The sequence below is a fragment of the Tateyamaria sp. genome (genome assembly GCF_059783535.1).
Genome location: NZ_JBYNDP010000003.1, coordinates 14,894 through 41,123 on the forward strand (window position 1 = coordinate 14,894; position 26,230 = coordinate 41,123).

A 26,230-nucleotide genomic window follows, 5' to 3' on the forward strand; every position below is an offset into this window, starting at 1 on the left:
CAAAGGCTAGTTCTGCAAATACACCTCAAGGCTGTCGTCCAGCGCATCCACCCACGGTGTGTGGTGCTTAGGCGCCATCGTCCCAGTCATCACCGATTTGTAGCCATTGTCGCGGAACGTCATGATCCCCTGCTTCTTGTGGCCCTTCCACTCCTTGAACGCCTTGCAGGCCCCTTCGACGTCAAAGGACGGATAGTCCGTCTCAGCAATCAGTTCCTTGATGTAGTCCCCCTGATACCAGATCGCGTCATAGTCATCCGCGCCCGCATCCTCGCGCGCGACGCGGTCGACCACATCGGCCTCCATCTCGGCCTTCGACGGCATCGCGATCTTACCCATGATCGCATCGCGCACCCACCAGGCCTGCGCGTCGAACATGTTGAAGGTGAACCACTGGTCCTGCATGCCCAGATAATACAACGCCGGATTATGCACCCAAGCCACACCTTTATACAGGTCTGCTGTCGCCAGCCGGTTCGCCGTTTTCAGGCATAAATCCTCTGCCATGAAGGGGAAGTGGTGCTGATAGCCCGTGCACAGAATAACCGCATCCACATCGCGGCTGGTGCCATCCTTGAAATGCGCCGTTTTGCCATCGACATGGGTCAAGAGCGGAACCTCGGCCCAGTTGTCGGGCCAGTCATAGCCCATGGCCGCCGTGCGGTGTGACACGGTGATCGACTTGGCGCCGTACTTCCAGCATTGCGACCCGATGTCTTCCGCCGAATAGCTGGTGCCGACAATCAGAATATCCTGATCCTTGAACTCCAGCGCATCGCGAAAGTCGTGGGCGTGCAAAACCCGACCCTTGAAGCTTTCAAAGCCCGGGAATTCCGGCACGTTGGGGGTCGAAAAGTGACCTGAGGCGCAGATCACATGGTCGAACTCTTCGGTGTATTCCCGGTCGTTCGGCAGGTCTTTGACCGTCACGCTGAAGACCCCGCCTTCAAATTCGACCCGGCGCACCGCCGTCTCGAACCGGATCCAGTCACGCACGCCCGCCTTTTCAACGCGCCCTTGGATGTAGTCGAACAAAACGGCGCGCGGCGGATAAGAGGCAATCTGCTTGCCGAAATGCTCCTCGAACGAATAGTCGGCAAATTCGAGGCCCTCCTTCGGCCCGTTCGACCACAGATACCGATACATCGACCCGTGCACAGGCTCACCATACTGATCCACGCCTGTGCGCCATGTGTAGTTCCACAGCCCACCCCAATTCGCCTGCTTCTCGAAACAGACGATCTCGGGAATGTCTTCGCCATTCATCTTTGCCGATTGGAACGCGCGCAGTTGTGCCAAACCCGATGGGCCGGCCCCGATGATGGCGATACGTTTGGGCATGGTGCGACTCTCCTGGCGATTTTTGCTTCCCTTCAATTCGACCGCTATCACCCCTGCAAGTCAACTAATTTGAACTACAGTGAAAATAATTTGGTGACTTTTGCACGTGCTTGGTGTTCGGATTGGGCGTATTCATGGGATGGGACAGACAGGTTCACACATGGTGAAACCACATTTCAGTTTCTGGATCATCGCTGGCTTGGGTCTGGCTTGGAACCTGATGGGATGTCTGAACTTCATCACCCAGATGAACGCAGATGCCGTCGCCCAAATGCCCGAGTTGTATCAGCTGATTATCGCCGCCCGCCCCCTCTGGGCCACGCTCGCTTTCGGTTTTGCCGTTTTTGGCGGCGCGCTCGGCTGCATCCTGTTGCTCTTGCGGCGTCGGATGGCCACGACAGCCCTTGCGGTGTCACTGCTGGCGATTGGACTGACAGTGATCCAGACGATTTCGGTGGTCGGGATGGCCCCGAGTACGTTCCTTGCGTTGCTCGTCGGCGCCGCCCTCTTTTGGTACGCCACCATCGCACAAAGAACGGGCTGGTTGCGCTAGGAACCGGCGACCGCCTACCTGCGGCGTCAGCATGCCAAAAACGTGGTTAGAATCCGGCAAACGCAACGCGCGCAGAACCAAGTGTTTGATCCTGCGCGAGAATGCCAAAAACGTTCAGATATGGTAACGGCTGCGAACAGCTTGTCCCCGCGGGGACAGACTCAGATATCCAGCGTATTGTCCTTTTCCCACTGCGAAAAATGCGCCGTGAAATCGTTCCATTCCTGCGTCTTCATCTTGATGTAAGAGGCCGAGAACTCTTCTCCCATCGCGGCCTTGAGGCTCTTGTCCTTATCGTATTCGCGGATCGCATCCAGCATGTTCAGCGGCAGCTTTGGCGCACCGCGCACCTTGTGCCCCTCGGCATACATATCGATGTCATGGCGCTTGCCCGGATCGGCTTCGCTGCGGATACCGTCGAGGCCTGCCGCGATGATTACCGCTTGCAGCAGATAGGGGTTCGTGGCCCCATCCGGCAGCCGCAATTCGAAGCGGCCAGGGCCCGGCACGCGTACCATGTGGGTCCGGTTGTTGCCGGTCCATGTCACCGTGTTGGGTGCCCATGTAGCTCCTGACATGGTGCGTGGCGCATTGATGCGCTTGTAGCTGTTGACCGTTGGGTTGGTGATCGCAGCCAATGCGCTGGCGTGTTTCATGATCCCGCCAAGGAAGTGGCGACCTTTTTCGGACAGGCCCAACTCGGCCGTCTGGCTGCTTTCATTGGGTTCCATGGCGAACACATTGGTTTTTGCATCGGGCCCAGCGGCGTCCCAGACAGAGATGTGGGCGTGGCAGCCGTTGCCGGTCAGACCCTCGACCGGTTTGGGCATGAAGGTCGCGCGGAAGCCGTGTTTTTCAGCCACGGATTTGGTCATGAACTTGAAGAAGGAATGCTTGTCCGCAGTGCGCAACGCATCATCGAACTCCCAGTTCATCTCAAATTGACCATTCGCGTCTTCGTGGTCGTTCTGGTACGGACCCCAGCCCAGATCGAGCATGTAGTCGCAAATCTCACGCACCACGTCATAGCGGCGCATCACGGCCTGCTGGTCATAGCAGGGCTTGGCCGCCGTATCATATTCGTCACTGATCTGGCTGCCGTCCGGTGTCATAAGAAAGTATTCAGCTTCGATCCCGGTCTTGACGTGCAAACCCTCTGCAGCGGCCTCGTCGATCAGGCGGCGCAGCACGTTGCGGGGGGCTTGAGCGACGTCTTCGTCCTCCATCACGCAGTTTCCAGCCACCCATGCCACTTCGGGCTTCCACGGCAATTGGATGACCGAGGACGGATCTGGCACCGCCAGCATGTCGGGATGGGCCGGTGTCATGTCGAGCCAGGTAGCAAAGCCCGCAAAGCCTGCACCCTCTTCCTGCATGTCGGCGATGGCCTGGGCGGGCACCAGCTTGGCCCGTTGACCGCCGAAGAGGTCGGTGAAGGAAATCATGAAGTATTTGACGCCGTTATCCGCGGCGAACTTTGCAAGATCAGTCGTCATCTGTCGGTTCCTGTTGGTCTTCTTTTGTGATGAGGGCGCGTACCGTGGTGGCCGCGCCCTTCGTTTTGGTGATCAATATGATGTGCCGGGTTTCCCGGGGTACCAGTCGGTACCCGCCAGGGGGATTTTCGCCATCGCCGCCGCTTCGAGTGTGATGGCGCAAAGGTCCTCAGGCTCAAGATTGTGCAGATGGTTCTTACCGCAGGCCCGTGCGATGGTCTGGGCTTCCAGCGTCATGACCTTGAGGTAGTTGTTAAGCCGCCGACCGCCCTCGATAGGGTCAAAGCGAGCCATCAACTCCGGATCCTGCGTGGTGATGCCCGCCGGATCCTGGCCCTCGTGCCAGTCGTCATATGCGCCTGCCGTTGTACCAAGGGCGTTGTAATCGGCCTCCCATTTGGGATCATTGTCCCCAAGCGCGATTAGGGCGGCGGTGCCGATGGCCACTGCGTCCGCACCAAGGGCCATGGCCTTGGCCACATCCGCGCCCGTACGGATACCGCCCGACACAACAAGCTGAACCTCGCGGTGCATGTCGAGATCTTGAAGCGCGCGCACAGCTTCGCGGATGCACGCGAGGATGGGTTGGCCGACATGTTCGATAAACACGTCCTGTGTTGCCGCCGTGCCACCTTGCATCCCGTCCAGCACAACCACATCAGCGCCCGCCTTGACCGCAAGCGTGGTGTCGAAATAGGGGCGCGCCCCGCCAACCTTGATGTAGATCGGCTTTTCCCAATTGGTGATCTCGCGCAGTTCTAAGATCTTGATCTCGAGGTCGTCGGGCCCCGTCCAGTCCGGGTGACGGCAGGCCGAGCGCTGGTCGATCCCCTTGGGCAGATTGCGCATCTCGGCTACACGGTCGCTGATCTTTTGACCCAAGAGCATACCGCCGCCGCCGGGCTTGGCCCCCTGACCCACGACAATCTCGATCGCATCGCAGCGGCGCAGGTCGTCGGGGTTCATACCATAGCGCGAAGGCAGGTATTGATAGACAAGCTTGTTGGAATGGCCGCGCTCTTCCTCGGTCATGCCACCGTCGCCGGTTGTCGTTGACGTACCCGCCATAGTGGCCCCACGACCCAGTGCTTCTTTCGCACCGCCGGACAGAGCGCCGAAGGACATGCCCGCAATCGTCACCGGAATGTCGAGTTGGATCGGGTTTTTGGCAAACCGTGTACCGAGCGTGACATTGGTATCGCAGCGCTCGCGATAGCCTTCGAGCGGGTAGCGCGAAATGGAGGCGCCCAGAAACAGCAGATCATCGAAATGGGGCAGCTTACGTTTGGCCCCGCCCCCGCGGATGTCGTAAATACCGGTGGCCGCCGCGCGTCGGATTTCGGCGTTCACGGGATTGGAGAACGTGGCCGACTGGATCGGCATTGTGCGTGGAGCGCCGTTTTGATCGTCTTTCATGTTTCGCCCCTCAATACGCGTTGTCGATGTCGAAGTTATAGAGTTTGCGGGCCGAGCCGTAGCGCTTGAATTCAGACGCTTTGGCGTCGCAATGGCCGCGTTCCAGCAATTCCTCGAGAATGGCGATGTGTTCTGGCCGCATTTCTTTCTCGATGCAGTCGGCACCGAGCGACTTCACTGAGCCGCGCACAAATAGACGCGCTTCATAAAGTGAGTCGCCCAGTGCCTCGCCCGCATCCCCACAGACGACCAGATTGCCCGACTGCGCCATGAACGCCGACATGTGCCCGATATTGCCGTGCACGATGATATCGATCCCCTTCATCGAGATGCCGCAGCGCGACGAGGCGTTGCCCTTGATCACAAGCGTGCCGCCATGACCCGTGGCCCCGGCATATTGCGAGGCATCCCCTTCCACGATGACTGTGCCGGACATCATGTTTTCGGCCGTACCCGGACCGACGGAGCCATGTACATGCACGGTCGCCTGCTTGTTCATGCCCGCGCAGTAGTAACCGGTTGAGCCCTTGATGTTCACCTCGATCGGCGCATCCAGACCCACGGCGATGGCGTGACTGCCCTTGGGGTTCACGATTTCCCAATGTGTCTGGTTGGTGTTGTCCGACTGCGCGTGCAGGGTGGAATTGAGCGCACGAAGCCCCTGCGCTTCCAAGTCAAATGTTTGCATTTATGCCGCTTTCTCTTGCGCGGTTGGGGCCGCATTGTGCGACCAGAAATAGACGGTGGCGGGCTCGGGTTCCCACACTTTGGCGGTGTCGATACCGGGCAGGTTCACGAGTGCCCGGTATTCCGACCCAAAGGCCACATATTGATCAGTTTCGGCCATGACCGCTGGTTTGCAGGCAATCGGGTCACGCACGACGCCAAACCCGTCCTTTGTGCCCACAACGAATGTGAAGAACCCGTCGAGATCATCAAGGCTGGATGTCAGCGCTTCGCCCAAGGTCGATCCTGTCTGCATTTTCCAGGTGAGGTAGGCCGCTCCCACTTCGGTGTCGTTTTCGGTTTCAATGTGCACGCCGAGGCGGCGCAGTTTGCGACGCAGCGAGTTGTGATTGGACAGCGATCCGTTGTGCACGAGGCATTGGTCAATTCCGGTGTTGAACGGATGTGCGCCCATTGTTGTCACCGCCGACTCGGTCGCCATTCGGGTGTGCCCGATCCCGTGCGTTCCGGACATTTGCCGGATCGCAAAGCGCTCTGCCACATTTTTGGGCAGTCCGACCTCTTTGTAGATTTCGAGCGTGGAACCATGACTCATGACCCGCAGATTGGGGCGGATTTCAGACAGGATTTCACGCGCTTCTTTCACCTGATCGGCTTGGAGTGACAGGACTGCATGGGTGTCCTTGATGTCCATCGACACCTTGCCTTTGACCCGCTTGCGCAAGTCATTGTCGAGCTTGTCAAAGTCGACATCCGGTGTGTTCGATTGAACCGTCAGCTTTGCGTTACCCGTTGTTTCATCACCATAAATTGCGATCCCGGCGCTGTCGGGGCCACGATCCGTCATGGTGATCAGCATGTCCGTAAGCATGTCGCCAAGTTTCGGTTCCAACGCGGCGTCCTTCAGAAAAAGTCCGACAATCCCGCACATGGCGAAAGCCCTCCCAAAAAGTGATCTGTCGTTCGACTCGAACGCTAGCATCGTTACATCACATGCTCAACCAATGGGAAACTATTTTTCACTGCAGTTAAAAAAAGAGTCGCCAGACGAAACGTGTCGTGTTTCAATTTGGCCAGCGTCGCGCACTGCATACGACGGCGCACGAAGCCAACAGTCCAACACGGGGGTTCATCGTGGAAGAGCAAATCGCAGAATTGACGGCCCAGATTGCCGCGCTGCAAAGCAAGGGTGGTGTGACCAACACCATGTTTGCCGAAACATTCTATTATCTGACGATCCCGCTGATGATCATCATTCATGCGGGGTTTCTGGCCTATGAGATGGGGGCGTCGCGCCTCAAGAACGTGCTGAGTTCGGGGGTCAAGAACATCTTGGCCTTCGCGTTTATGATCCCGACTTTCTATTTCTTCGGCTGGTGGGTCTATTGGGGCTTCCCAACCGGGCTGCCCGGCGCAGCAGGCCCCGCAGGCATCTCGGGCGTGGAATATGCCAATGCCATCGCATGGGGCTGGGGCGAGAGCGCGCAGTACATGGGGCCGAACATCGCGGATCAGGCATCTGGCGTGTTCTTTGGGGCCTTTGCGCTGTTTGCAGCCACAACGGCCTCGATCATGTCCGGCGCGGTTATCGAGCGCATCCAGACCGTGGGCTTTGTGATCCTGGCCGTCGTGCTTGGGTCGTTTGCCTGGGTCGTGGCCGCCGCTTGGGGCTGGCACGCAGATGGCTGGCTGGTCACGCAATGGGGCGTGCATGACTTTGGTGCAGCGGGCCTTGTGCACGCGGTGGCCGGGTTCTTTGCCCTTGGCGTTCTCATCAACCTTGGACCGCGCATCGGCAAGTTCAACGCCGATGGCACGGCCAACCACATCGCAGGGCACAACATGCCGCTGACGGTGACGGGCCTGATGCTGATCATTGTGGGCTTCTGGGGCTTCCTCATGGCCTGCGTGATCGTGCCCGGAGAAGCGTGGAGCTGGTTTGCGGACAAACCGTCCACCATCTACGGCACACCGATCACCCTTTCAGCGCTGGCCTTCAATATATTGATGGCCGTTGCAGGTGGCATCATAGGCGCCTGGGTGCTGACACGTGATCCATTCTGGATGATGTCGGGTGCGCTGGCGGGGATCATCTCCACTGCCTCCGGTCTCGACATCTACTACCCTGCACTGACGTTCATCGTGGCCTTCTCGGCTGGTGTGATCCTGAAGCCTTGTGCCACGTGGCTTGAAAACCGCGGCATCGACGATGCAGTGGGTGCGGTAACGGTGCACGGGACGATCGGTCTGTACGGTGTGGTCCTGCTGGGCGTGTTTGCCTCGGGCTATCCTGCACTACAAGGAGCTGCGGGCGAAGTGCCGACCATCAGCCTAATGGGTCAGATCGTGGGCGCGATTGTGTTCTTCCTGCTCGGGTTCGTGCCCGGATATGTGGTGTCTTACATCCTGAAGATGTTCGGCATGTTGCGCATCCCCGAAGGCGCGGAAATAGCTGGCATGGACATGGTGAAAGTTCCGGCTGAGGGCTACCCCGAAGGCATCCCCGCACCAGGAATCAACCTGGCGCCCGGCGAGTAATCGAACAGAAAGGACGAAATCATGGGTTTTCCATATGACGAAGCAAGCTGGTCGGTGGTCGACGGGGCCATGTTCATGGGTTGGGGCGGTAGCATGCCGGGCCTCTACACCCTGATCGCAATGTTGATCTGCGTGGCAGTGCTGGTGTTTGGACAAAAGACCGAAAGCGCCAAGACCAAGCAATACGAGAAGTAAGCACGCCAGACGTGTGCGAGGGGCGGCCGGCGGTCGCCCCTTATCTATTCAATATTTGCCCAGCAGGAAAAAAAGTTGCATCGCATTCTTGCTTTTCAAAATGGGCTGAGGCTCAATACGCCGTAACAAGACTCATAACGAACAGGGAAAAACACCATGGCCATTCTATGGAGAACCTCGGCACTTGCCGGACGTCACGCCGAAATCGGCGGAGAGCTGGAAGACTGGAATGGCATGGGTACGGCGTGGTTCTACGACAACACGCCCGAGCGCGCTAAAGCTGACTACGAGGCGATCCGCACCAAGGCCGGCCTGATGGATGTATCTGGTCTTAAGAAGGTGCATGTGGTTGGCGAGGACGCGGCCTATGTGATCGACCGGGTTACGACACGCAACGTCGAAAAAATCGCGCCGGGCCGCGCCGTTTATGCCTGCATGCTGGATGATCGTGGGCTGTTTGTTGACGATTGCGTCATCTACCACATCGCCGTGAACTCATGGCTGGTGGTGCATGGCACCGGTATCGGCATGGAGCAGCTGACGACCGTGGCGGCAGCCAAGAACTGTTCAGTGATCATGGATGATGATCTGCACGACATGTCGCTGCAGGGGCCGAAGGCGGTCGACATTCTGGCAAAGGACATCCCCGGCATTCGGGATCTGGCCTATTTCGGAATCATGCAGACCCGCCTTTACGGTCGTGACGTTATGATTTCGCGCACTGGCTACACCGGTGAACGCGGGTATGAGATTTTCTGCCGTGCCAAGGATGCAGTCCACATTTGGGACAACGTTCTTGAGGCCGGTGGCGACGATGTGCGCCCCACGCAATTCTCGACACTCGATATGCTGCGGATCGAGAGCTATCTGCTGTTTTACCCAGGCGACAACTCCGAAACCTTCCCGTTCGAAGACGGGACACCTGCGGGCGACAGCCTGTGGGAACTGGGCCTCGATTTCACCGTGTCGCCCGGCAAGGAAGGGTTCATCGGGTCCGAGAACCACTATGCCATGAAGGGCAAGGAACGGTTCAAGATTTATGGTGTGCAGCTGGAAGGCGACGCCATGGACCAAATGGAGATGTTTGCGCGGGTTCACCACGACGGCAAGGATGTGGGCGTCATCACTTATGGCCTGTCATCCGAGTTGAACGGCTATTCGGTCGCTATCGCGCGGCTTGACCCGTCGGTCGCCAGCCCCGGCACGAAGTTGACTGTGGTTCAGCCTGACGGCACCGAACTGGCTGCGACGGCGGAGGAAATGCCATTCTATGACAAGGACAAGTCGATCCGCACCGCCAAAGGCTGATTTTTCAAAGGGCGCAGGTGTCAAACACCCGCGCCCTTTACACGTGACGAGGACAGGTATGTCGAAATTCGAATTTCCCCCGTCGATCAAGAGCAGGCCGGTCTACGGCACGCTTGAGGCGCGACCAGGCAAAGGGCATCTGATGATTGCGGATGCCGAAGGGGCCGAGGCCATTCTGGACATCGCGACGCCGGAATTGATGGCAAAGACTCACATCATCTACATTCCCCGCGGCTGCGATTTCGCAGACAAGCTGCGCGCGTTGAACCCGGCGCAATTCTATGAAGGGCCCACCTATGCCGCATCGGTCCAGCGCATCCGCCGGGTCTTGCAGGATGCGCATATGGGATTGCAGGTCTATCTGACCGGCACCGAAGGATTGATGGGCCAGGCCCAAAACGAAGCGATGCAGGCGGGCATCCCGCACACCGCCATTCAGACCGAGCATCGCGGGTCCGTCGCGCGCCGCATGCAGTGCGTTCATTGCAAGGGCATCACCGAGGACGTGGAAACCGACCCGTTTGTGTGCAGCCATTGCGGGCTGAACCTGTTTGTGCGCGACCACTACTCGCGCCGCTTGGCTGCGTATCAGGGTGTGCGCGTTGACGCCGAAGACCACGGCAATGTGCCCGAGCCAAAGGGGATCTACGAATGAGCGCCGCCCCGCAGAAAGCCAAGCCCGGAGCCGAAAAGATCGACGTTGTCGTATCGGCCGTTGTTCCGCTCAATGACCTAGTCACCCGGTTCGAATTTCAGCGCCGCGATGGTGCGCAGTTTCCGCCTTTTTCCGGCGGCGCGCATACAGTTGTGAGCATGCAGGACGGGGATCGCACCCGCCTGAACCCCTATTCACTGATGTCCGACCCGGCCGATCTGACCACCTACGCCATTTCCGTGCGACGCGATGACGAGGGGCGGGGCGGGTCACTGTTCATGCACCGCAATGTGTCGGTGGGTGACGAAATGACAATCACCTATCCGGTGAACTTGTTCTCGCTCGATCTGCGCGCACGCAAGCATGTGTTTTTTGCGGGCGGCATCGGCATCACCCCGTTCATGTCGATGATTGCTCAGCTTGAGCGTATGGGCGGGGCTTGGGAATTGCACTATGCCTGCAGGACGGAAGCGTTGGGCACTTATGTGGATCAGTTGACCTACAAGCATCCCAACAAGGTGCATGTGTACTACGACGATCAAAGCCAATCGATTGATCTGGAACACCTGTTGGACGGGCAACCGTTGGGCACGCACGCTTATGTCTGTGGCCCAAAAGGCATGATCGACTGGGTGCACGCGACGGCTGACGCTGCGGGGTGGCCCGACGCCCATGTGCATTCCGAGGAATTCCTGGCGCCTGCGCCCGGTGTGCCGTTCGAAGTGCGCCTGTGCAAGTCTGACAAGACCATCACTGTGGGCGAGCACGAGAGCCTTCTGGAAGCCATCGAGCGCGCCGGGGTCGAGGCACCGTTCCTGTGCCGTGGCGGGTCCTGCGGGCAATGCGAAACAGATGTTGTGCGCGCGGATGGTGACTTTGTGCACCGCGACCACTGGCTGGACGATGGCCAGCACGCCAGCGGGGACAAGATCATGCCCTGCGTCAGCCGCTTTATCGGAACATTGGAGCTTGAGCGATGACCATTCAATTCAACGACGAGACGTTCCGCGACGATTATTCGTTTCACAACTCGGACTGGGCGATCAAACGCTTTCCGTTTCCGTTCCACGAAGACAGCTACATGTATGCCGTCAACATGGAGCAGCACCGGGGCGGGCCCGAAGGGTCGGTTTACGAAAAGCGGTTCGATGTGGACGAACACTATGTGTCCGAGATGCGCGACCGGGCGATGGTGCTGGCGGATGATCCGCTGCGGTGCCAGTCGCTGCCACACATGACGCTGGCAGGCTGGGACCTGCTGGAGCTGATCATGGTGTCGAAGTCCGAAGACTATCCGGACCTGTTCGAGCTGCACCGCGATGGTGATCAATGGCGCTGGGTGAACAAGCCCCTGGGCATTGATGACACGTTTACTTTCCTTGATGACACCACCCTGCCCTATGGCCCAATGGAATACATCACACGCCAAACGCAGGGCGATTTCTGTGTGCTGGATCAGCGCGACAACAACCTGTGGATGGATGCCGGGATGGTGACAACGCAGGCGGACTGGAGCCTGGATTTCGACATCGGCATGAACTTCTTTGAATGGCACGCGCCGGTGCCGCTGGCGCATGAAAAGGGCATCTTTGTTCGGGCGCTGAAGTTCCTGCTGAACATCCAGCAGGGCGCGCCCGCGCGGCGTCTGAACTGGACAATGACGGTCAATCCGTTGCTCGACACCAGCCCCGAGAACTACCACAAGTGGGGTATTCAGAAGACGACGCTGACACCCGAGAACATTGGCGCGAAACAGCATCTGCGGGTCGAGTTGCAGACGTTCTTCCGCCTGCCCCGGTCAAACGCTCTGGTGTTTCCAATCCGCTGCTACCTGTGCAGCTTCCAGGATCTGATGGCAATGCCGAAATGGGGCCGCCGTCTGCACCGGGTTGTGCGCGATCTGCCTGTGGAACTGGCGACTTACAAAGGGTTCATCGACAACCGGCCAATGATGCTGGATTACTTGTCGCAGTTCGATGATGGGTTGCCCACTTCGCCAGGTGTTTGGCCAGATTTTGACACGGAGCCACCTCTCGAGAAGTGATTTCAGGTGTTCTGCGGGTAGCTGATAACCGATAGGTAGCGTGCGGGAAGAGTGACCAGCTTTTCCGGCCCGTGCGGTGCATCTGCATCAAAGAATAGCGTGTCACCTGGTTTGAGAGGGTAGACATCGTCGCCGTGGCGATAATCCACTTCTCCTTCAAGCATGTAGATGGTCTCGATCCCGCCGTGCTGGAAGGTCGGAAAAACATCCGATTCAGCGGTCAGCGTGATCAGATAGGGTTCGACAATGACGCCAGAGGCGTTTGCCCCGATATGGCCGAGCAAGTTGTATTGATGGTTCGCGCGTGTGCCTTCGCGGTCGATAGACACGCCTTCGCCGGACTTTGTGTGCACCGCGAGGCGGGTTTCCTCGAACCGACGGAAGAAACTGGTCAGCGGCACCGACAGCGCATTGGCCAAAAGTTGCAGTGTCGTCAGGGACGGTGAAGTATTGCCGTTCTCGATCTTCGACAGCATCCCGATCGACAAACCGGTGATCTGCGCCAGTTCGGCCACGGTGATTTCCTGCTGACGTCGAAACGATCGGACTTCCCGCCCGATGGCCACCTCCAGCACCTTTTCGCGTTCGCCGTCGCGCGTTCTATGCGGGTCTTGAGTAAGCTTGCTGACCATTTCCGCGTCATTTTTCTCTATGTTCACGCCGTCCGCTTTCTAGGCACCCAAGTGCCAGTAAACAATTCCGTTTTGCCTCTATAGTTGAGTATCATAAGCTGTTTTTTTCCCGAGAGAACACAAAAGTTGAATGACAGTGAAACAATGCAGATCGGGTTTCTGATCTTCCCGGGTTTTCCGATGGCGTGTCTGACATCCATCATCGAACCCTTGCGCGCGGCGAACGAGATTGTGGGCACTGCTGTTTTTGACTGGCACGTCATTTCCGAAACCGGAGCACCAACCACTTCAAGCGCGCGTGTCGTCTTTGAGCCCGAGGCCAAGCTAGCCGATGTGTCGGACCTAGACATCCTGTTCGTTCTGGGTGCGCCGAATAGCGTTTTTGACGCGCCGAAATCAGGCAATGCGACATTGCGCAGGCTGGATCGGCATGGCGTCGTCTTGGGAGCGATCAGCGGCGGCGTGTTCCCGTTGGTCCGTGCGGGCGTGATGGCCGGTTATCGATGTTCTGTCCATTGGTGCTATGAGGCGGCTTTTCGCAGCGCCTTTCCCGACATCGAGATGACGGATGATGTCATCAGCATGGATGGGCGCCGGTACACGGTGTCGGGTGCAGCATCTGCCTTTGATCTGGCACTGCGGTTAATCGAGAATCGGTTGGGGGCGGACGTCGCGCATGAGGTGGCCTGCTGGTTTCAGCATGCGACCATGCGCGGCGAAGGGGTGCAGCAGCGCATCCCGATGCGTCCAAGCGCGAAGCCTGATTTGCCAGATCTTGTGGCGGACGCGGTCGCCCTGTTTGCTGAGCATATAGAGCATCCGATTTCTGTCGCTGAGGTGGCGCAGGCCGTGCAAGTGACCCCGCGCCAGGTGGAACGTGCTTTCAAAAGGGCGACGGGACAGAGCCCGACGCACTATTATCGCGGTATGCGGATGAAGGCGGCGCGCCAGCTGGTGCTGTATTCCAAGCAGAATATGCAAAGCATCGCGCAGGCCGTTGGCTACACCTCTGCCACACCGCTGATCGCCCATTACCGAACTGCGTTTGGTGTCAGTCCGCAAGAGGATCGCAAGCAGATCAATTCGTTCCGTGTGCAGGGCAACGTGCCGCTGCCACCGGCCTAAAGTGCCGCGGCCATTGCCGTTGTTATGGCATGGTGCAGTGACCCGGCAGATGCACGCGGGCCAAGGATGCGGACCGACTGTCCGGCTTCGGTGCATATGACGAAGCAGCCAAGGTGGTGGATCGAGGTGCGCGTGGCGTGACTTGCATCAAAGCGCGTGAGGTCGATGTTGCACATCAGTTCGAGCACGGCATTGATCCGTGGACCTGTCAGGTCAAAGCAGGCCCATGCGTCAGTCTGTTCCGTGACGGACACCGTGTCGGACAAATGGGTTTTAACCTCGGCTGCAATGTCTTCGTGCGTGTCGAAATCGGCACTGAGCATCCACTGGTCCGGTCCTGTCCACACCGCGGCGTAGTCCCTGCCGACGGCTGCGCGACCGGGTTCCGGTACTGTAGCACCCAACAAGATCTTGAGCTTTTTCGCACACGCACTTTCCTGCCCGATCCGTGCTGCGATAGAGGCAAGCGCGACATTTGGGACTTCGGTCAACGTCACGTCTGCAACGGTATCCACGCGGGGTGCCGTGCCACCGAGGGCGGTGATGGGGGTCAGATCATGCACGAACGCGTTCTCCTTCCGGGTCGACAAAATGGGCGGAGACTACTTCGACCTCGACAGTTAGATCTGTTACCGGCGAGACGAGGCGCAACGTTTCGCCGGTGCGGTTGCCGCCATCCTTGAGAAAGCCGAGCCCGATCATGCAGCCTAGCGTGGGCGAGAAGGCGGCAGAGGTGACGTAGCCCTGGTCGTGCTTTGCATCGACGGGCCCGGTGGCATTCATCAGATGGCCGCCCGCTGTGACCTTGTCGTCGGGTTTGACCGGGCGCAGGCCGACCTGCATCAGTGCGTCCGCCTCGTTCAGGCCGGGCCGTTCCGACAGTATCGACCCGATGCTGTCCTTGGTCTTGGACACCATGCGTCCCATTCCGAGATTCAGCGCGGTAGTTGTGCCGTTGAGTTCATTGCCTGCCGCGTGCCCCTTTTCGATGCGCATCACACCCAACGCTTCGGTGCCGTATGGTGTGACGTCGAACTCCTCACCCTCTGCCATCAGCTTCCGCATAAGCGCGTCGCCGTAGCGGGCGGGCACGGCGATTTCGAAAGCCAATTCGCCCGAGAAGGAGATGCGGAAGAGCCGCGCGCGCAGGCCGCCGCAAACCGTGATGTTGGCGCAGGCCATGAAAGGGAAGCCTTCATTCGAGATGTCGTGGTCGGGGTCTACGATTTTTTGCAACAGGCGGCGCGAATTGGGGCCGGCCACCGCGTATTGTGCCCAGGCTTCGGTGGTTGAGATCAGCTGCACATCCGCATCGGGCATCAGGCATTGGCGTACGAATTCCATGTGTTGATACACTTTGGCCGCGTTTGCGGTCGTGGTGGTGACGACGAACTGGTCCTCGGCAAGACGAGCGGCGGTGCCGTCGTCCATGGCGATCCCGTCCTCGCGCAGCATGAGGCCGTAGCGGGTCTTGCCCACCGCCAGCTTGGCAAAGCCGTTGCAATAGACCTTGTTCAGGAAGGTGGCTGCATCTGTGCCCTGCACGTCAATCTTGCCCAGCGTGGTGCAGTCGCACACGCCGACCGATGCGCGGGTTGCCGCGACTTCGCGGTCCACCGACTCCCGCCAGTGGGTTTCGCCGGGCAGCGGGAACCACTGGGCGCGGAGCCAGTTGCCGACCTCGACGAACACCGCGCCGCGTTCTTCCGCCCAGTAATGCGAGGGCGTCAGGCGGGTTGGGTGGAACTCCATTCCCCGCATCCGGCCTGCGAACGCACCGATGGCGGTGGGGGTGTAAGGCGGACGGAAGATGGTGGTGCCGACCTCGGGGATCGACTTGCCCGCAAGCTCGGCCATGATGGCCAGCCCGCCCATGTTCGACGTCTTGCCCTGATCGGTCGCCATGCCCAGCGTGGTATACCGCTTAAGATGCTCGACCGACCGGAAGCCTTCCTGATGGCTCAGCTTCACATCCTTGACGGTCACGTCGTTCTGCTGGTCAAGCCACGCGCGAGAGCAGCCTTCGACATACCAGAACGGCGTCTGGGTGACCGGGGCATCTTCGGCCTCGGGCACAGCGGGCGCGCGGCCTTTGAGGCCAAGCGCTTTGCGGGCGGCATCCGCGCCAGATTTGAGCGCACCGTGGGTTGAGAAGTTCCCCATGGTCGCGCCTGCCACCGCCATGCCTGGTGGAAGTGTCCCCGCAGGGACAAAGGCGGCTAAATCGTCATTCCATGCGGGGCGCCCACGTTGGTGGCAGGTCAGGTGCACGTTGGCGTTCCATCCGCCGGACACGCCCAGGGCGCCGCATTCGATGGTGCGGGTGCTGCCGTCAGCTTGCGTCACCTCGATAAAGGTGAGGCCCAGACGACCCTTGGTGTCGTTGACCTGCGCGCCCTGCAGCACCTCGTAGTCGTGGCTGCGTGGTGCGTCTGGACGGGTGTCGATCACGGCGGCGATCTTGACGCCCTTGGCATGCATGTCCTGTGCTGTGCGGTGCCCGTCGTCATTGTTGGTGAAAACGGCGACACGGCGGGCCGGTGTCGCGGCCCAACGGTTTGCATAGGCGCGCAGGGACGCAGCCAGCATGATGCCAGGTCGGTCATTGTTGTCGAACGCGATGGGCCGTTCCGTTGACCCGGCACAGAGCAAGGTCTGCTTGGCGTAGATGCGCCATAGGATCTGGCGGGGTTTGCCCTTGGGCGGTGTGGCGAGGTGGTCGCTGATCCGCTCGACGGCACCATAGATGCCGTGATCGAAAGCGCCGATCACAGTGGTTCGCGCCATCAAACGGATATTGGGCAGCGATGCCAGTTCCGCCACTACTTGCGTGGCCCAATCGGCACATGCCATGTCCGAGATGGAAAACGTCTCGGCGTTCAGACGGCCTCCCATTCGGAAATCCTCATCTGCGAGGATGACTTGCGCGCCCGCCCGCCCTGCGGTCAAGGCTGCGTTTAGCCCGGCAGGGCCCGCCCCAATGATCAGCAGATCACAGTGACGAAAGCCCTTGTCATACTCGTCCGGATCCGCCTGCATCGACAGTGACCCCAAACCTGCCGCCTTGCGGATGATCGGCTCGTACAGCTTTTCCCAGAAGGCTGCGGGCCACATAAAGGTCTTGTAGTAAAAGCCTGCCGTTAGGAAATTCGACAGCCGGTCGTTGATCGCCATGGCGTCGAAGGCAAGGCTGGGCCAACGGTTCTGCGATGTGGCTGCCAGGCCATCAAACAGCTCTGCTGTTGTAGCGCGGGTGTTGGGTTCCCGCCGCGCGCCACTGCGCAATTCGACAATCGCGTTGGGCTCTTCCGATCCGGCAGTCAGGGGGCCACGCGGCCGGTGATACTTGAACGAGCGACCCATGAGGCGGACGTTGTTGGCCAGCAGAGCCGATGCAAGCGTGTCCCCACGATGCCCAGTGTATTTTTTGCCGTCGAAGGTGAAGCTGATCGTTGTCTTGCGATCCAACTGACCGCCGGCGAGCCTGTTTTGCTGGGTCATGCCTGTGCCCCCGTCCTACGGGCCAACTCAACGGACGAAATCTCGTGCGTGGTGGTGTCGCGTGTGACGATCAAGATCGACCTGTCGCCTCCTTCATGAAACCACAACTCGCGATGCATGCCCGCTGGATTATCGCGCAAATACGCATAGTCGTGCCAGTCGTCAGCACTGGCTGTCTCCGGGTCGGGGCGGTTCATCAAGTCGGCGGCGCCAAGATAAACAAATTCTGCGCTGTCGCGCGGGCCAAGCAGGGGGTGGTTGATGATCATGTCGTGCGGCCCCTCAATGCAGGTTGGGCTGATTGCCCATCCCTTTTTCGTCGATCATGTGACCGGTGCGGAACCGGTCAAAGCGGTAGGCAGTGGCGGTCTCGTGCGGCTCGTCACGTGCCAGCAGGTGGGCAAAGGCGTAGCCGGAGGCGGGCGTGGCCTTGAACCCGCCATAACACCAGCCGCCATTGAAATAGAGTCCGTCGATATGCGTGCGGTCGATGATGGGCGAACCGTCCATGCTCATGTCCATGATCCCGCCCCACATGCGCAGCAGCCGCGCACGCCCAATCATCGGCATGATGGCCATGCCGCCCTCGCACACGTCCTCGACCACCGGCAGGTTGCCGCGTTGGGCGTAGGAGTTGTAGCCGTCGATGTCGCCGCCAAAGACCAGCCCGCCCTTGTCGGATTGGGAAACATAGAAGTGACCCGCGCCGAAGGTGATCACACCGGGTAGAACAGGTTTCAGCCCTTCGGAGACAAAGGCTTGCAGCACGTGGGATTCAATTGGCAACCGCATCCCGGCCTTGGTCATCAACCGGCTTGAGTTGCCCGCGACGGCACAACCGACCCGGCCCGCACCGATGAACCCCTTGGACGTCTCGACACCCAAGCATTTGCCATTTTCGACGCGGAAACCCGTGACCTCACAATTCTGAATGATGTCGACACCGCGGCTGTCGGCGGCGCGGGCATAGCCCCAGGCGACTGCATCATGGCGCACGGTGCCACCGCGCCTTTGCGCCAAACCACCCTTGATCGGGAAACGGGCGTCGTCGAAGTTAAGGAACGGGTACTCCTTCTTGATCTGGTCAAGGTCGAGGTATTCGGCGTCCGCCCCGTTCAAGATCATGGCGTTTCCGCGCCGGATGAACGCATCACGCTGGGCGTCCGAATGGATCAGGTTCATGATGCCGCGCTGGGACACCATGGCGTTGTAGTTCAGATCCTGTTCCAGCCCCTCCCAAAGCTTAAGAGAGAACTCATAGAACGGCTCATTTCCATCGAGCAGGTAGTTCGAGCGAATGATGGTGGTGTTGCGGCCCACGTTGCCGCCGCCAATCCAGCCTTTTTCGATCACGGCGACACGCTTCTGGTCGTAGACCGATGCGAGGTAATGGGCCGTAGCCAACCCATGACCGCCGCCACCGATGATGACAATGTCGTAATGCGCCTGCGGCTCTGGATCACGCCATGCCGGCTTCCAGCCTTTGTGGCCGGTTAGTGCCTCTTTTATCACCTTGAACCCGGAATAACGCATGGAATCGGACCCCCTGCCCCACACCTACGTCAGTTTTTTGCAAAAAATGAGTTTGAGATGCGACACGCAGCATCTGAAATCGGACATTCGCCACAGATTTACTGCTCGTACGGATATCACAAAATCATCTCAACAAGAAAAAAACTTGCTTGATAGGAAAATAATGCAAGAGTGTTGGCACCAAGAAATGGCGCATGTTCGGATTCGATTTCGAACCCTGCACAAGACAGCCATTCGTGATGATCAAGCCGCGACACAGCGGTACACCACTAGGGAGACTATCAATGAACAAGATTACAACTGCGTTGACGGCGGGCGTTTTGGCGTTTGCGCCAATGGCGCTTCTGGCCGAAGACAGCAGCGATCCGATCGTGATCCCGATCCACAACTGGTCGTCACAGATCGTGATGAGCCACGTGGTCGGCCAGATCTTTGAGTCCATGGGCAACAATGTCGAATTTGTCACAACCGACAGTCAGGCTGTGTATGAATCGGTGCGCCTCGGTGACGTAACGCTGGAGCTGGAAGTTTGGGAGGGTGCGTTTGGCGCGTCCTTCCGTGCGGCTTTGGAAAAGGGTGGTCTGCATGATGCCGGGGATCACGACGCGGTCACGCGCGAAGACTGGTGGTATCCCATGTGGACCAAGGACGCCTGCCCGGGCCTGCCAAGCTGGGAAGCGCTGAACGACTGTGCCGCGCTTTTTGCGACCGCCGAAACTGGCGACAAGGGCCGGTATCTGGATGGGCCGGTGGACTGGCTCAAGCACGGTCAGGAACGCGTTGAAGCGCTTGGCATGGACTTTGTCGTTGTGAACGCGGGTTCCGCCGCCGCCCTTTGGGCAGAGATCGGCGCCGCCGAAGCGGACAAACGCCCTGTTGTGGTGTTCAATTGGACGCCCAACTTTGCCGAAGCCGTCTGGCCCGGTGAATTTGTCGAATTCCCGACATGGGTCGACGGGTGCGACAAAGACCCCGCCGTGGGCCCGAACAAGGACGCGCTCTATGACTGCGGCAACCCTGCTGACGGCTATCTGAAAAAGGCCGCTTGGGACGGGATGAAAGACAAGTGGCCAGCGGCCTATGACGTGCTTACCAAAATCTCTTTCACCAACCCCCAGATCGCTGAAATGGCACGTCTGGTCGACGTAGAGGAGATGGAACCCGAAGAGGCAGCAGCCGAGTGGCTGGAAGCCAACCCGGACGTCTGGCAAGGCTGGACCTCGTAAGGTCTTCAGAATTTGTTGAGACCTTGCGCCCGTCCGGGGTTACACTCCGGGCGGGCGTTTTGAACACCGGCGTTCAGTCTGGTGAGGAGAGAGCATAAATGACCGCCGACACCGTGATTTCCTGCAAGAACGCGTGGAAGATCTTTGGCCCTGATCCCAAGGGATACCTGAAGTCCATGCCTGCCGGGCACAGCTTCGATGACATCCAGGCCGATGGCTACATTGCCGGGGTCAAGGATGTCTCCATCGAGGTCAACCGGGGTGAGATGCTGGTAATCATGGGCCTGTCGGGATCGGGCAAATCGACGCTGGTGCGTTGTTTCTCGCGCCTGCATGACATCACGGGCGGAACAGTGACGGTCGAAGGGCAAGACTTGATGTCCCTCTCCGAAAAAGAACTGATCGAGTTGCGTCGCAGCAAGATGGGTATGGTGTTCCAGTCTTTTGGCCTGCTGCCGCACCGGACGGTGCTGGAGAACGTGGCCTTCCCGCTTGAGATGCGCGGACAGGACAAGCACACACGCCGCGAACGGGCGCTTGAAGTTGTAAAACTGGTGGGCCTTGAAGGGCGTGAAGAATACTTCCCGCGCGAGCTTTCGGGCGGCCAACAACAGCGTGTGGGCATTGCCCGCAGCCTCGCCATCGAACCGGACATCTGGTTTCTGGACGAGCCATTCTCGGCGCTTGATCCGCTGATCCGGCGCGAGATGCAGGATGAGTTCCTGCGCTTACAGGGCATGTTGGGCAAAACCATCGTCTTCATCACCCACGATTTCGACGAGGCACTGCGCCTTGCTGATCGGATCGCCATCATGAAGGACGGCGCAGTCGAGCAATGCGACACGCCCGACCAGATCGTTCTGAACCCCGCCACCGAATATGTCCGCAAGTTCACCGAGGAGATCGACAAGGCCCGCGTGGTCCATGCCGGTGTTTTGGCACACGAAGGCACCAACGGCGAAGGTGACCCAGTGGACGCAACGGCGTCCGTTCAGGACCTTGCGCGCCTGCTGGTGCAGGACACTCGCGCGATCATCCCCGTCGCCAAAGGCGGCCAGATAATCGGCGGGATGGATCGTGCGGCGGCGTTGGAAATCCTGCTGGAGGCCAGCTGATGGCCGATATCGCAAGCGATCTGAAATCAGATACCTCCGGCGTCGCACAATGGACGCGGGGCAAGTGGGCCTCTGTATTTCTGATCGCGGCCGTTCTTTTGACCATTCTGCGCTATGGCGGGCTTTTGCCGGAAGCGCTGCATCGCATCCCTGACGCATTGATCCCGCCCTTTGCCGCATGGCTGGATGTATTTTTTAACTTTGTGAAGGACGACTTGGGCCTTTTGGCCCTTACGCGCACATTGACCGAAGGGTTGGAGTGGCTGTTGGACGCCACAGCCAATCTGATGTTCGGCAAGCGCCGATGGCCGCACATTGGCCCAATCCCTTGGACGGCAGTGGCAGGCGTCGCCGCTGTGATTGGCTACTATCTGGGCGGCTGGCGCATGGCGGTACTGGGCGCGGGCACGTTTATCTGGACGGCCCTGATCGGTCAGTGGAAAATCGCCATGGAAACCATGTCGGTGCTGATGGTCGCTGCCCCGCTCGCGTTCTTCATCGGTCTGGGCCTTGGCATCCTGGCATGGAAATACACAGCCGTGAATCGGGCCATCAAGCCGATCCTATCGGTGCTGCAGACGCTGCCCTTCTTCACTTACCTGCTGCCCGCCGTCATATTCTTCAAGGTGGGGCCCACCGCCGGGGCCGTCGCCACGACGATCTACGCCATCCCGCCCATGATCCTGATGACAACGCTTGGACTGCAAAAAGTGCCGTCCGAAGTGGTCGAGGCGGGCAACATGAGCGGCTGCACCAAGTGGCAGCTTCTGCGCCACGTGTATCTTCCATCGGCGCGGACAGAAATCCTCGTGGGTGTGAACCAGGTGATCATGTTGTGCCTGGCGATGGTGGTTCTGACCGCCTTCATCGGCATGCCCGGCTTGGGGGCCAAATTGCTGGCAATGATGGGCAGCTTCAAGTTGGGGCGCTCCTTCGAGATTGGGGTGACCATCGTGCTGCTGGCGGTGATGCTGGACCGGATGTCGAAGGCCTGGGTGGTCAAGCAACCAGAGCACTTCGAGCGTAACACGCCCTGGTGGCGCAGACATATCTACCTGCTGACGGGCATCGCCGTCTTTGTCTTCTTCTGCGTCGCTGCGCAGTTCGTGCAGGTCTTTGCCGAAATCGGACGCAAGCAGAACTTCAGCCAAGGCAAGGAGATCGATACGGCGATCAAAGCGTTCCTTGCCTTCGATCCAGTGCAGAACACCACACAATCCATCCGGTATGTGCTGAATGTCTGGATCCTGAACCCGTTCCGTGACTTTCTGCTGTCGATTCCCACACCCGCTTTCATCCTGCTGGTGGTGGCCTTTGCGCTGTCTCTTGGAGGCAAACGTCCCGCTATCTACGCGGCGATTTTCTTTGGCCTTGTCGCACTTTCCGGGTGGTGGGACCGGTCGGTGATCACGCTCTATTCTGTTATTTCAGCCGTCATGCTGGCGTTGTTGATCGGTGTGCCGCTAGGCATTGCCGCCTCCCGCTCCGAAAAATGGTCGCGCCGGGTTCTGCTGGCCTGCGACACGGCGCAGACCTTTCCCAGTTTCATCTACCTGATCCCGGCCATCATGCTGTTCGGCATCACGGCAACATCGGTTGTGATGTCGATCCTGATCTTTGCGATGGTGCCACTGACCCGCTACACGATTGAAGGGTTGCGAACGGTGCCGTCAGAGATGACGGAAGCCGCCGACATGTCAGGTGCCACACGTATGCAGAAGCTGCTGAAAGTGCAGTTACCTTTGGCGTTGCCGACGATGGCAGTGGGGTTCAACCAAGCCATCATGTTTGCGTTTTTCATGGTCATTATCGCAGCCTTTATCGGCACGCAGGATTTGGGCCAGGAATTGCAACGCACTCTGGCAGGCACGGATCTGGGCAAGAACTTTGTTCTGGGGATTTGCGTGTCGCTCATGGCGCTGACATTTGATCTTACGATCATGAAATGGGCGACGGATCGAAAGAAGGCTCTTGGATTGCCTGACTGAGACAGATCAATCGGAACAGATGGATCTGGTTGGGATATGGATTTTGGCCGGCACCTCGTTTTTTAGAGATGTGAGTGCTCATACTCTCCAGTCCAGATTTGAAAGTGTCTGAGTGCCAACTGGACTTCAATGGCCAAAGCTAACCGTTCGCTTTTAGTATTCGGACCCAAGCGCGACGCGCAAAGCGACTGTGTGCTTACTATGAGGTGGATAAAATCGCGTTCCAAAGCCATCGAGCCAAGCATTCATCTGGACAAGTTAAATGGCAACTTTCTTCTCAACTCAGTCATATTCCCAATTCTGCTGAGCGCCCCCTGTACGGCAGGAAGCGGACGTTCAAATTACCGACTTGTCCAGTTTTTCTAGCAATAGCTCCAGCTTTGTGTCCAAGTCCTTGCCCTTACCGGCATTGCGGATCAGTTCACGCTGACGCGCAAGAGGAATTTGTCCATAGCTGGAAAGTGTGGTGACGACACTTTCGTGACCGAGATTTTGGCTAAAGGCCTTGAACTCTTCAGGTGTTCTGCATGTGAGATATGCGTACTCGACTACAGTGTTTCGCACCCGATGTGGGGTGAAGTAGGGCAAGCCAGCACCGAGAAATGCACGCTTGAAAATCTCTCGCACTGGTCGGGAACCGGACCAAACTTGAGCTTTGATGCCGTCTACTATCGGACCCTTCTGAGGATGAATCCGCTGCCTGGATTGTGGAAACAGCGGATCGTCGGGATTCCACCCACGATCGTCACGCAAGTACGACACCCATGAAAGAAATGCCTCTTCGACGTCAGTACCGAGGGGCAAAAACACCGACTCGATCAGCTTGCTGTTTTTGGTGCGCACAGCATTGGGATCTTGAACGATCATCAAACGGTCTACATCCACATGCCGCAACAAAAGCGAAGCCGCAGCGTTGTCGCGAATGCCTGTTAGCATCAATAGGGCAAAGACGGCACGATCCCTTTTGTTCAAAATCGTCTCGGAGGGCATGGTGGCCAACACGCGCTTCAACTGATCCATTGTCGGTGATGGTTTATTAGGCGAAGAAGTTGCCGCTCGAATGTCTTTTCCCGAGAGGTTGAAATACGCGATCGCGTTCGCGTCGATCTTAGACTTGAAACCGGGCTGCACCGAAAGCCACCGGAAGAATCGTTGCACCGCTTTCAACGTCGAAAGAACAGTCGAGTTTCCGAGGCGCTTTCCTTCGTCGATCGGAGCGCTCAATGCCACCCTGAAGCCCTTTGCTTGATCGCGATTGAAACTACCAAACTTCTTGAAGCCAGTGTATTCTTCGAAGCGTAGGATTGCTTTTTCGACCCCACGCACGGTGGCTTCGGACTTTTGATCGGCTTCGCGCAGAAACTCTGTGTAGTCGCGCTTTATCCGTTCATTTTCCGCGTTGAATTTGACCATTTTCGTCTTGCTCCTCAAAGTCACTATCCAAGAGGGGAATGCTACTCTCCTTTAGACAGCGAAATTCCATTTTAAAGGTTCGCGGGAATGGCTATTCGCTTCTCAAAACTGACACGTCCTGCCATCCGCAGTCTGAAGTCAGGGTCCTCCATAACAGAACATGGGATAACCTTCCGCCGCGATTCCAACGGCGATGGAGTTTTTTCGGTCAACGTCATGGTGGACCGTAGGCGCATTCATCGCGTGATTGGTCGGGAGTCCGAAGGCGTGACGAGGAAACAGGCAGAAGATTTCATTGCCCAAGTCCGCACCGATGCACGCCGTCAGCGCCTTGAGTTGCCTGAAGGGCGCAAGACGCCACTGAGCTTCGTAGAAGCCGCAAACCGTTACGTTCAAAGACTTCGGGAAAGTGACGGAAAAAACATCGCCACTAAAGAGCGCCAGTTAAGGCAGCACTTGGGCCCATTTCTTGCTGCGAAGCCTCTGAGTGCCATCGAATCCTTCGACATCGAACGCTACAAAAAGGGTCGCTGCTCTGAGGGTGCAGCAAAAGCGACCGTGAATCGGGAACTGGCCACGCTTTCCCATCTGCTGAACAGGGCAGTCGAGTGGAAATGGATCAAGAGCAAGTCGGTCAAGATTAGTCGCTTCAAGGAAGACAACCAGCGGATCGTTTACCTAACGGATGATCAGTGCGTTGCTCTGCTGGATGGGGCAGCATCGGATCACAACGAAAATGTACATGCCTTCGTAATGGTCGGTCTCCACACAGGGATGCGCCACGCGGAGATTCTCGCGATCCGTCGCGAAGACGTCGACGTCAAGAAGCGAGTGATATGGGTTCCTCAGGCCAAAGCAGGATCTCGCGAGCAACCCATCACACGCGAACTGGCCGAGTATCTTGAAAGACGCATGGATATGTTGCCGCTCGGTTGTGAGTGGTTGTTTCCCTCTCCAGGAAGCGCCACCGGCCACGTCCACACGATCCGTAAGGCCTTTCGTCGCTCTGCTGAACGCGCTGAACTTGATCCTGACCAGATCACTCCTCACACCCTTCGCCATACGGCGGTGACGCATCTGGTTCAGGCGGGTGTAGACCTACCCACAGTCCAGCGAATTTCTGGTCACAAGACGTTGTCAATGGTTGCGCGCTATGCGCATCAAAGCGGGTCGCACATCGAAGCAGCAATGGATCGGCTGGAAGGGCGGGTCAACGGCACTCTGCAAAGCAATGTCCGCAAGCTAAAGTCGAAAAGTTCGGTTTGATTACACATGAATTACACATGCATTTGACCGCACCCAACATGAAATCTCTTAAGTCATTGATTTGAATGGTGCCCGGGGGCGGAATCGAACCACCGACACGAGGATTTTCAATCCACTGCTCTACCCCTGAGCTACCCGGGCACGGGTGAAGCCTGACGCTTCGGGTGGGCGCGTGATAAGCGTATCGTCAGGTACTGT

At 58.4% G+C, this 26,230-nt stretch carries 23 protein-coding genes and 1 tRNA gene; 12 read left to right on the forward strand and 12 right to left on the reverse strand.

Features of this window, described 5'->3' with window-relative positions; translation table 11 throughout:
• Positions 1 to 6: 6 nt before the first annotated feature.
• Positions 7 to 1,341 carry a trimethylamine monooxygenase gene (locus AC6RA8_RS01145; protein WP_500350292.1) on the reverse strand — a complete coding sequence of 445 codons (1,335 nt, stop codon included), beginning with the start codon at positions 1,339 to 1,341 and terminating at the stop codon, positions 7 to 9.
• A 160-nt stretch (positions 1,342 to 1,501) separates the two neighbouring features.
• On the opposite strand from AC6RA8_RS01145, the gene AC6RA8_RS01150 reads away from it, so the two are divergent.
• Positions 1,502 to 1,894, forward strand: a complete 393-nt coding sequence (locus AC6RA8_RS01150) for a hypothetical protein (RefSeq protein ID WP_500350293.1) — start codon at positions 1,502 to 1,504, stop codon at positions 1,892 to 1,894.
• 161 nt (positions 1,895 to 2,055) lie between these two features.
• Here the strand turns inward: AC6RA8_RS01150 and glnT are convergent, their stop codons facing one another.
• From glnT to AC6RA8_RS01170, 4 genes are all read right to left on the reverse strand, one after another.
• Positions 2,056 to 3,390 (reverse strand): type III glutamate--ammonia ligase, encoded by a 1,335-nt coding sequence (glnT, locus tag AC6RA8_RS01155; RefSeq protein ID WP_500350294.1) that lies wholly within the window; start codon positions 3,388 to 3,390, stop codon positions 2,056 to 2,058.
• A gap of 72 nt (positions 3,391 to 3,462) precedes the next feature.
• Positions 3,463 to 4,806, reverse strand: a complete 1,344-nt coding sequence (locus tag AC6RA8_RS01160) for an FMN-binding glutamate synthase family protein (RefSeq protein WP_500350295.1) — start codon at positions 4,804 to 4,806, stop codon at positions 3,463 to 3,465.
• Positions 4,807 to 4,816: 10 nt separating this feature from the next.
• Entirely contained in the window at positions 4,817 to 5,494 is a 678-nt protein-coding gene (locus tag AC6RA8_RS01165; RefSeq protein ID WP_500350296.1) for a protein GlxC, read from the reverse strand.
• Positions 5,495 to 6,424: a class II glutamine amidotransferase gene (locus AC6RA8_RS01170; protein WP_500350297.1), complete on the reverse strand. Its 930-nt coding sequence runs from the start codon at positions 6,422 to 6,424 to the stop codon at positions 5,495 to 5,497.
• A gap of 203 nt (positions 6,425 to 6,627) precedes the next feature.
• Between AC6RA8_RS01170 and AC6RA8_RS01175 the strand changes: the two genes are divergently transcribed.
• The 6 genes from AC6RA8_RS01175 to AC6RA8_RS01200 all read left to right on the forward strand — a co-directional run bounded on the left by AC6RA8_RS01175 (position 6,628) and on the right by AC6RA8_RS01200 (position 12,233).
• Positions 6,628 to 8,031: an ammonium transporter gene (locus AC6RA8_RS01175; protein WP_500350298.1), complete on the forward strand. Its 1,404-nt coding sequence runs from the start codon at positions 6,628 to 6,630 to the stop codon at positions 8,029 to 8,031.
• Between the two features lie 21 nt (positions 8,032 to 8,052).
• The gene (locus tag AC6RA8_RS01180) at positions 8,053 to 8,226 is read left to right on the forward strand and encodes a hypothetical protein (protein ID WP_500350299.1); all 174 of its coding nucleotides are present in this window, start codon (positions 8,053 to 8,055) and stop codon (positions 8,224 to 8,226) included.
• A gap of 156 nt (positions 8,227 to 8,382) precedes the next feature.
• The gene (locus AC6RA8_RS01185; protein ID WP_500350300.1) at positions 8,383 to 9,534 is read left to right on the forward strand and encodes an aminomethyl transferase family protein; all 1,152 of its coding nucleotides are present in this window, start codon (positions 8,383 to 8,385) and stop codon (positions 9,532 to 9,534) included.
• A gap of 58 nt (positions 9,535 to 9,592) precedes the next feature.
• Positions 9,593 to 10,189, forward strand: coding sequence for a dimethylamine monooxygenase subunit DmmA (gene dmmA, locus AC6RA8_RS01190; RefSeq protein WP_500350301.1), 597 nt, complete (start codon positions 9,593 to 9,595; stop codon positions 10,187 to 10,189).
• Positions 10,186 to 11,169 carry a PDR/VanB family oxidoreductase gene (locus AC6RA8_RS01195; protein WP_500350302.1) on the forward strand — a complete coding sequence of 328 codons (984 nt, stop codon included), beginning with the start codon at positions 10,186 to 10,188 and terminating at the stop codon, positions 11,167 to 11,169. The genes dmmA and AC6RA8_RS01195 overlap by 4 nt, the downstream gene beginning before the upstream one ends.
• Positions 11,166 to 12,233 carry a heme-dependent oxidative N-demethylase family protein gene (locus tag AC6RA8_RS01200; protein ID WP_500350303.1) on the forward strand — a complete coding sequence of 356 codons (1,068 nt, stop codon included), beginning with the start codon at positions 11,166 to 11,168 and terminating at the stop codon, positions 12,231 to 12,233. The genes AC6RA8_RS01195 and AC6RA8_RS01200 overlap by 4 nt, the downstream gene beginning before the upstream one ends.
• Positions 12,234 to 12,235: 2 nt before the next feature.
• On the opposite strand, the gene AC6RA8_RS01205 is transcribed toward AC6RA8_RS01200, so the two are convergent.
• The gene (locus tag AC6RA8_RS01205) at positions 12,236 to 12,865 is read right to left on the reverse strand and encodes a helix-turn-helix domain-containing protein (RefSeq protein WP_500350355.1); all 630 of its coding nucleotides are present in this window, start codon (positions 12,863 to 12,865) and stop codon (positions 12,236 to 12,238) included.
• Between the two features lie 144 nt (positions 12,866 to 13,009).
• On the opposite strand from AC6RA8_RS01205, the gene AC6RA8_RS01210 reads away from it, so the two are divergent.
• Positions 13,010 to 13,990 carry a GlxA family transcriptional regulator gene (locus tag AC6RA8_RS01210; protein WP_500350304.1) on the forward strand — a complete coding sequence of 327 codons (981 nt, stop codon included), beginning with the start codon at positions 13,010 to 13,012 and terminating at the stop codon, positions 13,988 to 13,990.
• On the opposite strand, the gene AC6RA8_RS01215 is transcribed toward AC6RA8_RS01210, so the two are convergent.
• From AC6RA8_RS01215 to AC6RA8_RS01230, 4 genes are read right to left on the reverse strand one after another with little or no spacing between them, the layout of a single operon-like run.
• Positions 13,987 to 14,553, reverse strand: a complete 567-nt coding sequence (locus AC6RA8_RS01215) for a sarcosine oxidase subunit gamma (RefSeq protein WP_500350305.1) — start codon at positions 14,551 to 14,553, stop codon at positions 13,987 to 13,989. The two genes, AC6RA8_RS01210 and AC6RA8_RS01215, sit on opposite strands and share 4 nt — an antisense overlap.
• Positions 14,546 to 17,491 carry a sarcosine oxidase subunit alpha family protein gene (locus AC6RA8_RS01220; protein WP_500350306.1) on the reverse strand — a complete coding sequence of 982 codons (2,946 nt, stop codon included), beginning with the start codon at positions 17,489 to 17,491 and terminating at the stop codon, positions 14,546 to 14,548. Before AC6RA8_RS01220 ends, AC6RA8_RS01215 begins: the two co-directional genes overlap by 8 nt.
• Complete coding sequence (locus AC6RA8_RS01225) at positions 17,488 to 17,760, reverse strand: sarcosine oxidase subunit delta (RefSeq protein WP_500350307.1); 273 nt, start codon at positions 17,758 to 17,760, stop codon at positions 17,488 to 17,490. The genes AC6RA8_RS01220 and AC6RA8_RS01225 overlap by 4 nt, the downstream gene beginning before the upstream one ends.
• A gap of 13 nt (positions 17,761 to 17,773) precedes the next feature.
• Positions 17,774 to 19,024: a sarcosine oxidase subunit beta family protein gene (locus AC6RA8_RS01230; RefSeq protein WP_500350308.1), complete on the reverse strand. Its 1,251-nt coding sequence runs from the start codon at positions 19,022 to 19,024 to the stop codon at positions 17,774 to 17,776.
• A gap of 284 nt (positions 19,025 to 19,308) precedes the next feature.
• Here AC6RA8_RS01230 and AC6RA8_RS01235 point away from each other — a divergent pair, with 284 nt between their 5' ends.
• The 3 genes from AC6RA8_RS01235 to AC6RA8_RS01245 all read left to right on the forward strand — a co-directional run bounded on the left by AC6RA8_RS01235 (position 19,309) and on the right by AC6RA8_RS01245 (position 23,353).
• Complete coding sequence (locus AC6RA8_RS01235) at positions 19,309 to 20,250, forward strand: ABC transporter substrate-binding protein (protein WP_500350309.1); 942 nt, start codon at positions 19,309 to 19,311, stop codon at positions 20,248 to 20,250.
• A gap of 98 nt (positions 20,251 to 20,348) precedes the next feature.
• A complete protein-coding gene (locus AC6RA8_RS01240; RefSeq protein ID WP_500350310.1) occupies positions 20,349 to 21,365 on the forward strand; it encodes a quaternary amine ABC transporter ATP-binding protein in 1,017 nt (338 codons plus the stop codon).
• Positions 21,365 to 23,353: an ABC transporter permease gene (locus AC6RA8_RS01245; protein WP_500350311.1), complete on the forward strand. Its 1,989-nt coding sequence runs from the start codon at positions 21,365 to 21,367 to the stop codon at positions 23,351 to 23,353. Before AC6RA8_RS01240 ends, AC6RA8_RS01245 begins: the two co-directional genes overlap by 1 nt.
• A 336-nt stretch (positions 23,354 to 23,689) precedes the next feature.
• Here the strand turns inward: AC6RA8_RS01245 and AC6RA8_RS01250 are convergent, their stop codons facing one another.
• A complete protein-coding gene (locus tag AC6RA8_RS01250) occupies positions 23,690 to 24,766 on the reverse strand; it encodes a tyrosine-type recombinase/integrase (RefSeq protein WP_500350312.1) in 1,077 nt (358 codons plus the stop codon).
• 87 nt (positions 24,767 to 24,853) lie between these two features.
• Between AC6RA8_RS01250 and AC6RA8_RS01255 the strand changes: the two genes are divergently transcribed.
• The gene (locus tag AC6RA8_RS01255) at positions 24,854 to 26,032 is read left to right on the forward strand and encodes a tyrosine-type recombinase/integrase (protein WP_500350313.1); all 1,179 of its coding nucleotides are present in this window, start codon (positions 24,854 to 24,856) and stop codon (positions 26,030 to 26,032) included.
• Positions 26,033 to 26,098: 66 nt separating this feature from the next.
• Here the strand turns inward: AC6RA8_RS01255 and AC6RA8_RS01260 are convergent.
• Positions 26,099 to 26,173, reverse strand: a tRNA-Phe gene (locus AC6RA8_RS01260).
• Between the last annotated feature and the right edge of the window lie 57 nt (positions 26,174 to 26,230).

What these genes read in the sequence shown, in the direction of transcription:
- AC6RA8_RS01145 (WP_500350292.1), bottom strand. Translation starts at nt 1,341, where the DNA reads ATGCCCAAACGTATCGCCATCATCGGGGCCGGCCCATCGGGTTTGGCA.
- AC6RA8_RS01150 (WP_500350293.1), top strand. Translation starts at nt 1,502, where the DNA reads ATGGTGAAACCACATTTCAGTTTCTGGATCATCGCTGGCTTGGGTCTG.
- glnT (WP_500350294.1), bottom strand. Translation starts at nt 3,390, where the DNA reads ATGACGACTGATCTTGCAAAGTTCGCCGCGGATAACGGCGTCAAATAC.
- AC6RA8_RS01160 (WP_500350295.1), bottom strand. Translation starts at nt 4,806, where the DNA reads ATGAAAGACGATCAAAACGGCGCTCCACGCACAATGCCGATCCAGTCG.
- AC6RA8_RS01165 (WP_500350296.1), bottom strand. Translation starts at nt 5,494, where the DNA reads ATGCAAACATTTGACTTGGAAGCGCAGGGGCTTCGTGCGCTCAATTCC.
- AC6RA8_RS01170 (WP_500350297.1), bottom strand. Translation starts at nt 6,424, where the DNA reads ATGTGCGGGATTGTCGGACTTTTTCTGAAGGACGCCGCGTTGGAACCG.
- AC6RA8_RS01180 (WP_500350299.1), top strand. Translation starts at nt 8,053, where the DNA reads ATGGGTTTTCCATATGACGAAGCAAGCTGGTCGGTGGTCGACGGGGCC.
- AC6RA8_RS01185 (WP_500350300.1), top strand. Translation starts at nt 8,383, where the DNA reads ATGGCCATTCTATGGAGAACCTCGGCACTTGCCGGACGTCACGCCGAA.
- dmmA (WP_500350301.1), top strand. Translation starts at nt 9,593, where the DNA reads ATGTCGAAATTCGAATTTCCCCCGTCGATCAAGAGCAGGCCGGTCTAC.
- AC6RA8_RS01195 (WP_500350302.1), top strand. Translation starts at nt 10,186, where the DNA reads ATGAGCGCCGCCCCGCAGAAAGCCAAGCCCGGAGCCGAAAAGATCGAC.
- AC6RA8_RS01200 (WP_500350303.1), top strand. Translation starts at nt 11,166, where the DNA reads ATGACCATTCAATTCAACGACGAGACGTTCCGCGACGATTATTCGTTT.
- AC6RA8_RS01205 (WP_500350355.1), bottom strand. Translation starts at nt 12,865, where the DNA reads ATGGTCAGCAAGCTTACTCAAGACCCGCATAGAACGCGCGACGGCGAA.
- AC6RA8_RS01210 (WP_500350304.1), top strand. Translation starts at nt 13,010, where the DNA reads ATGCAGATCGGGTTTCTGATCTTCCCGGGTTTTCCGATGGCGTGTCTG.
- AC6RA8_RS01220 (WP_500350306.1), bottom strand. Translation starts at nt 17,491, where the DNA reads ATGACCCAGCAAAACAGGCTCGCCGGCGGTCAGTTGGATCGCAAGACA.
- AC6RA8_RS01225 (WP_500350307.1), bottom strand. Translation starts at nt 17,760, where the DNA reads ATGATCATCAACCACCCCCTGCTTGGCCCGCGCGACAGCGCAGAATTT.
- AC6RA8_RS01230 (WP_500350308.1), bottom strand. Translation starts at nt 19,024, where the DNA reads ATGCGTTATTCCGGGTTCAAGGTGATAAAAGAGGCACTAACCGGCCAC.
- AC6RA8_RS01235 (WP_500350309.1), top strand. Translation starts at nt 19,309, where the DNA reads ATGAACAAGATTACAACTGCGTTGACGGCGGGCGTTTTGGCGTTTGCG.
- AC6RA8_RS01240 (WP_500350310.1), top strand. Translation starts at nt 20,349, where the DNA reads ATGACCGCCGACACCGTGATTTCCTGCAAGAACGCGTGGAAGATCTTT.
- AC6RA8_RS01245 (WP_500350311.1), top strand. Translation starts at nt 21,365, where the DNA reads ATGGCCGATATCGCAAGCGATCTGAAATCAGATACCTCCGGCGTCGCA.
- AC6RA8_RS01250 (WP_500350312.1), bottom strand. Translation starts at nt 24,766, where the DNA reads ATGGTCAAATTCAACGCGGAAAATGAACGGATAAAGCGCGACTACACA.
- AC6RA8_RS01255 (WP_500350313.1), top strand. Translation starts at nt 24,854, where the DNA reads ATGGCTATTCGCTTCTCAAAACTGACACGTCCTGCCATCCGCAGTCTG.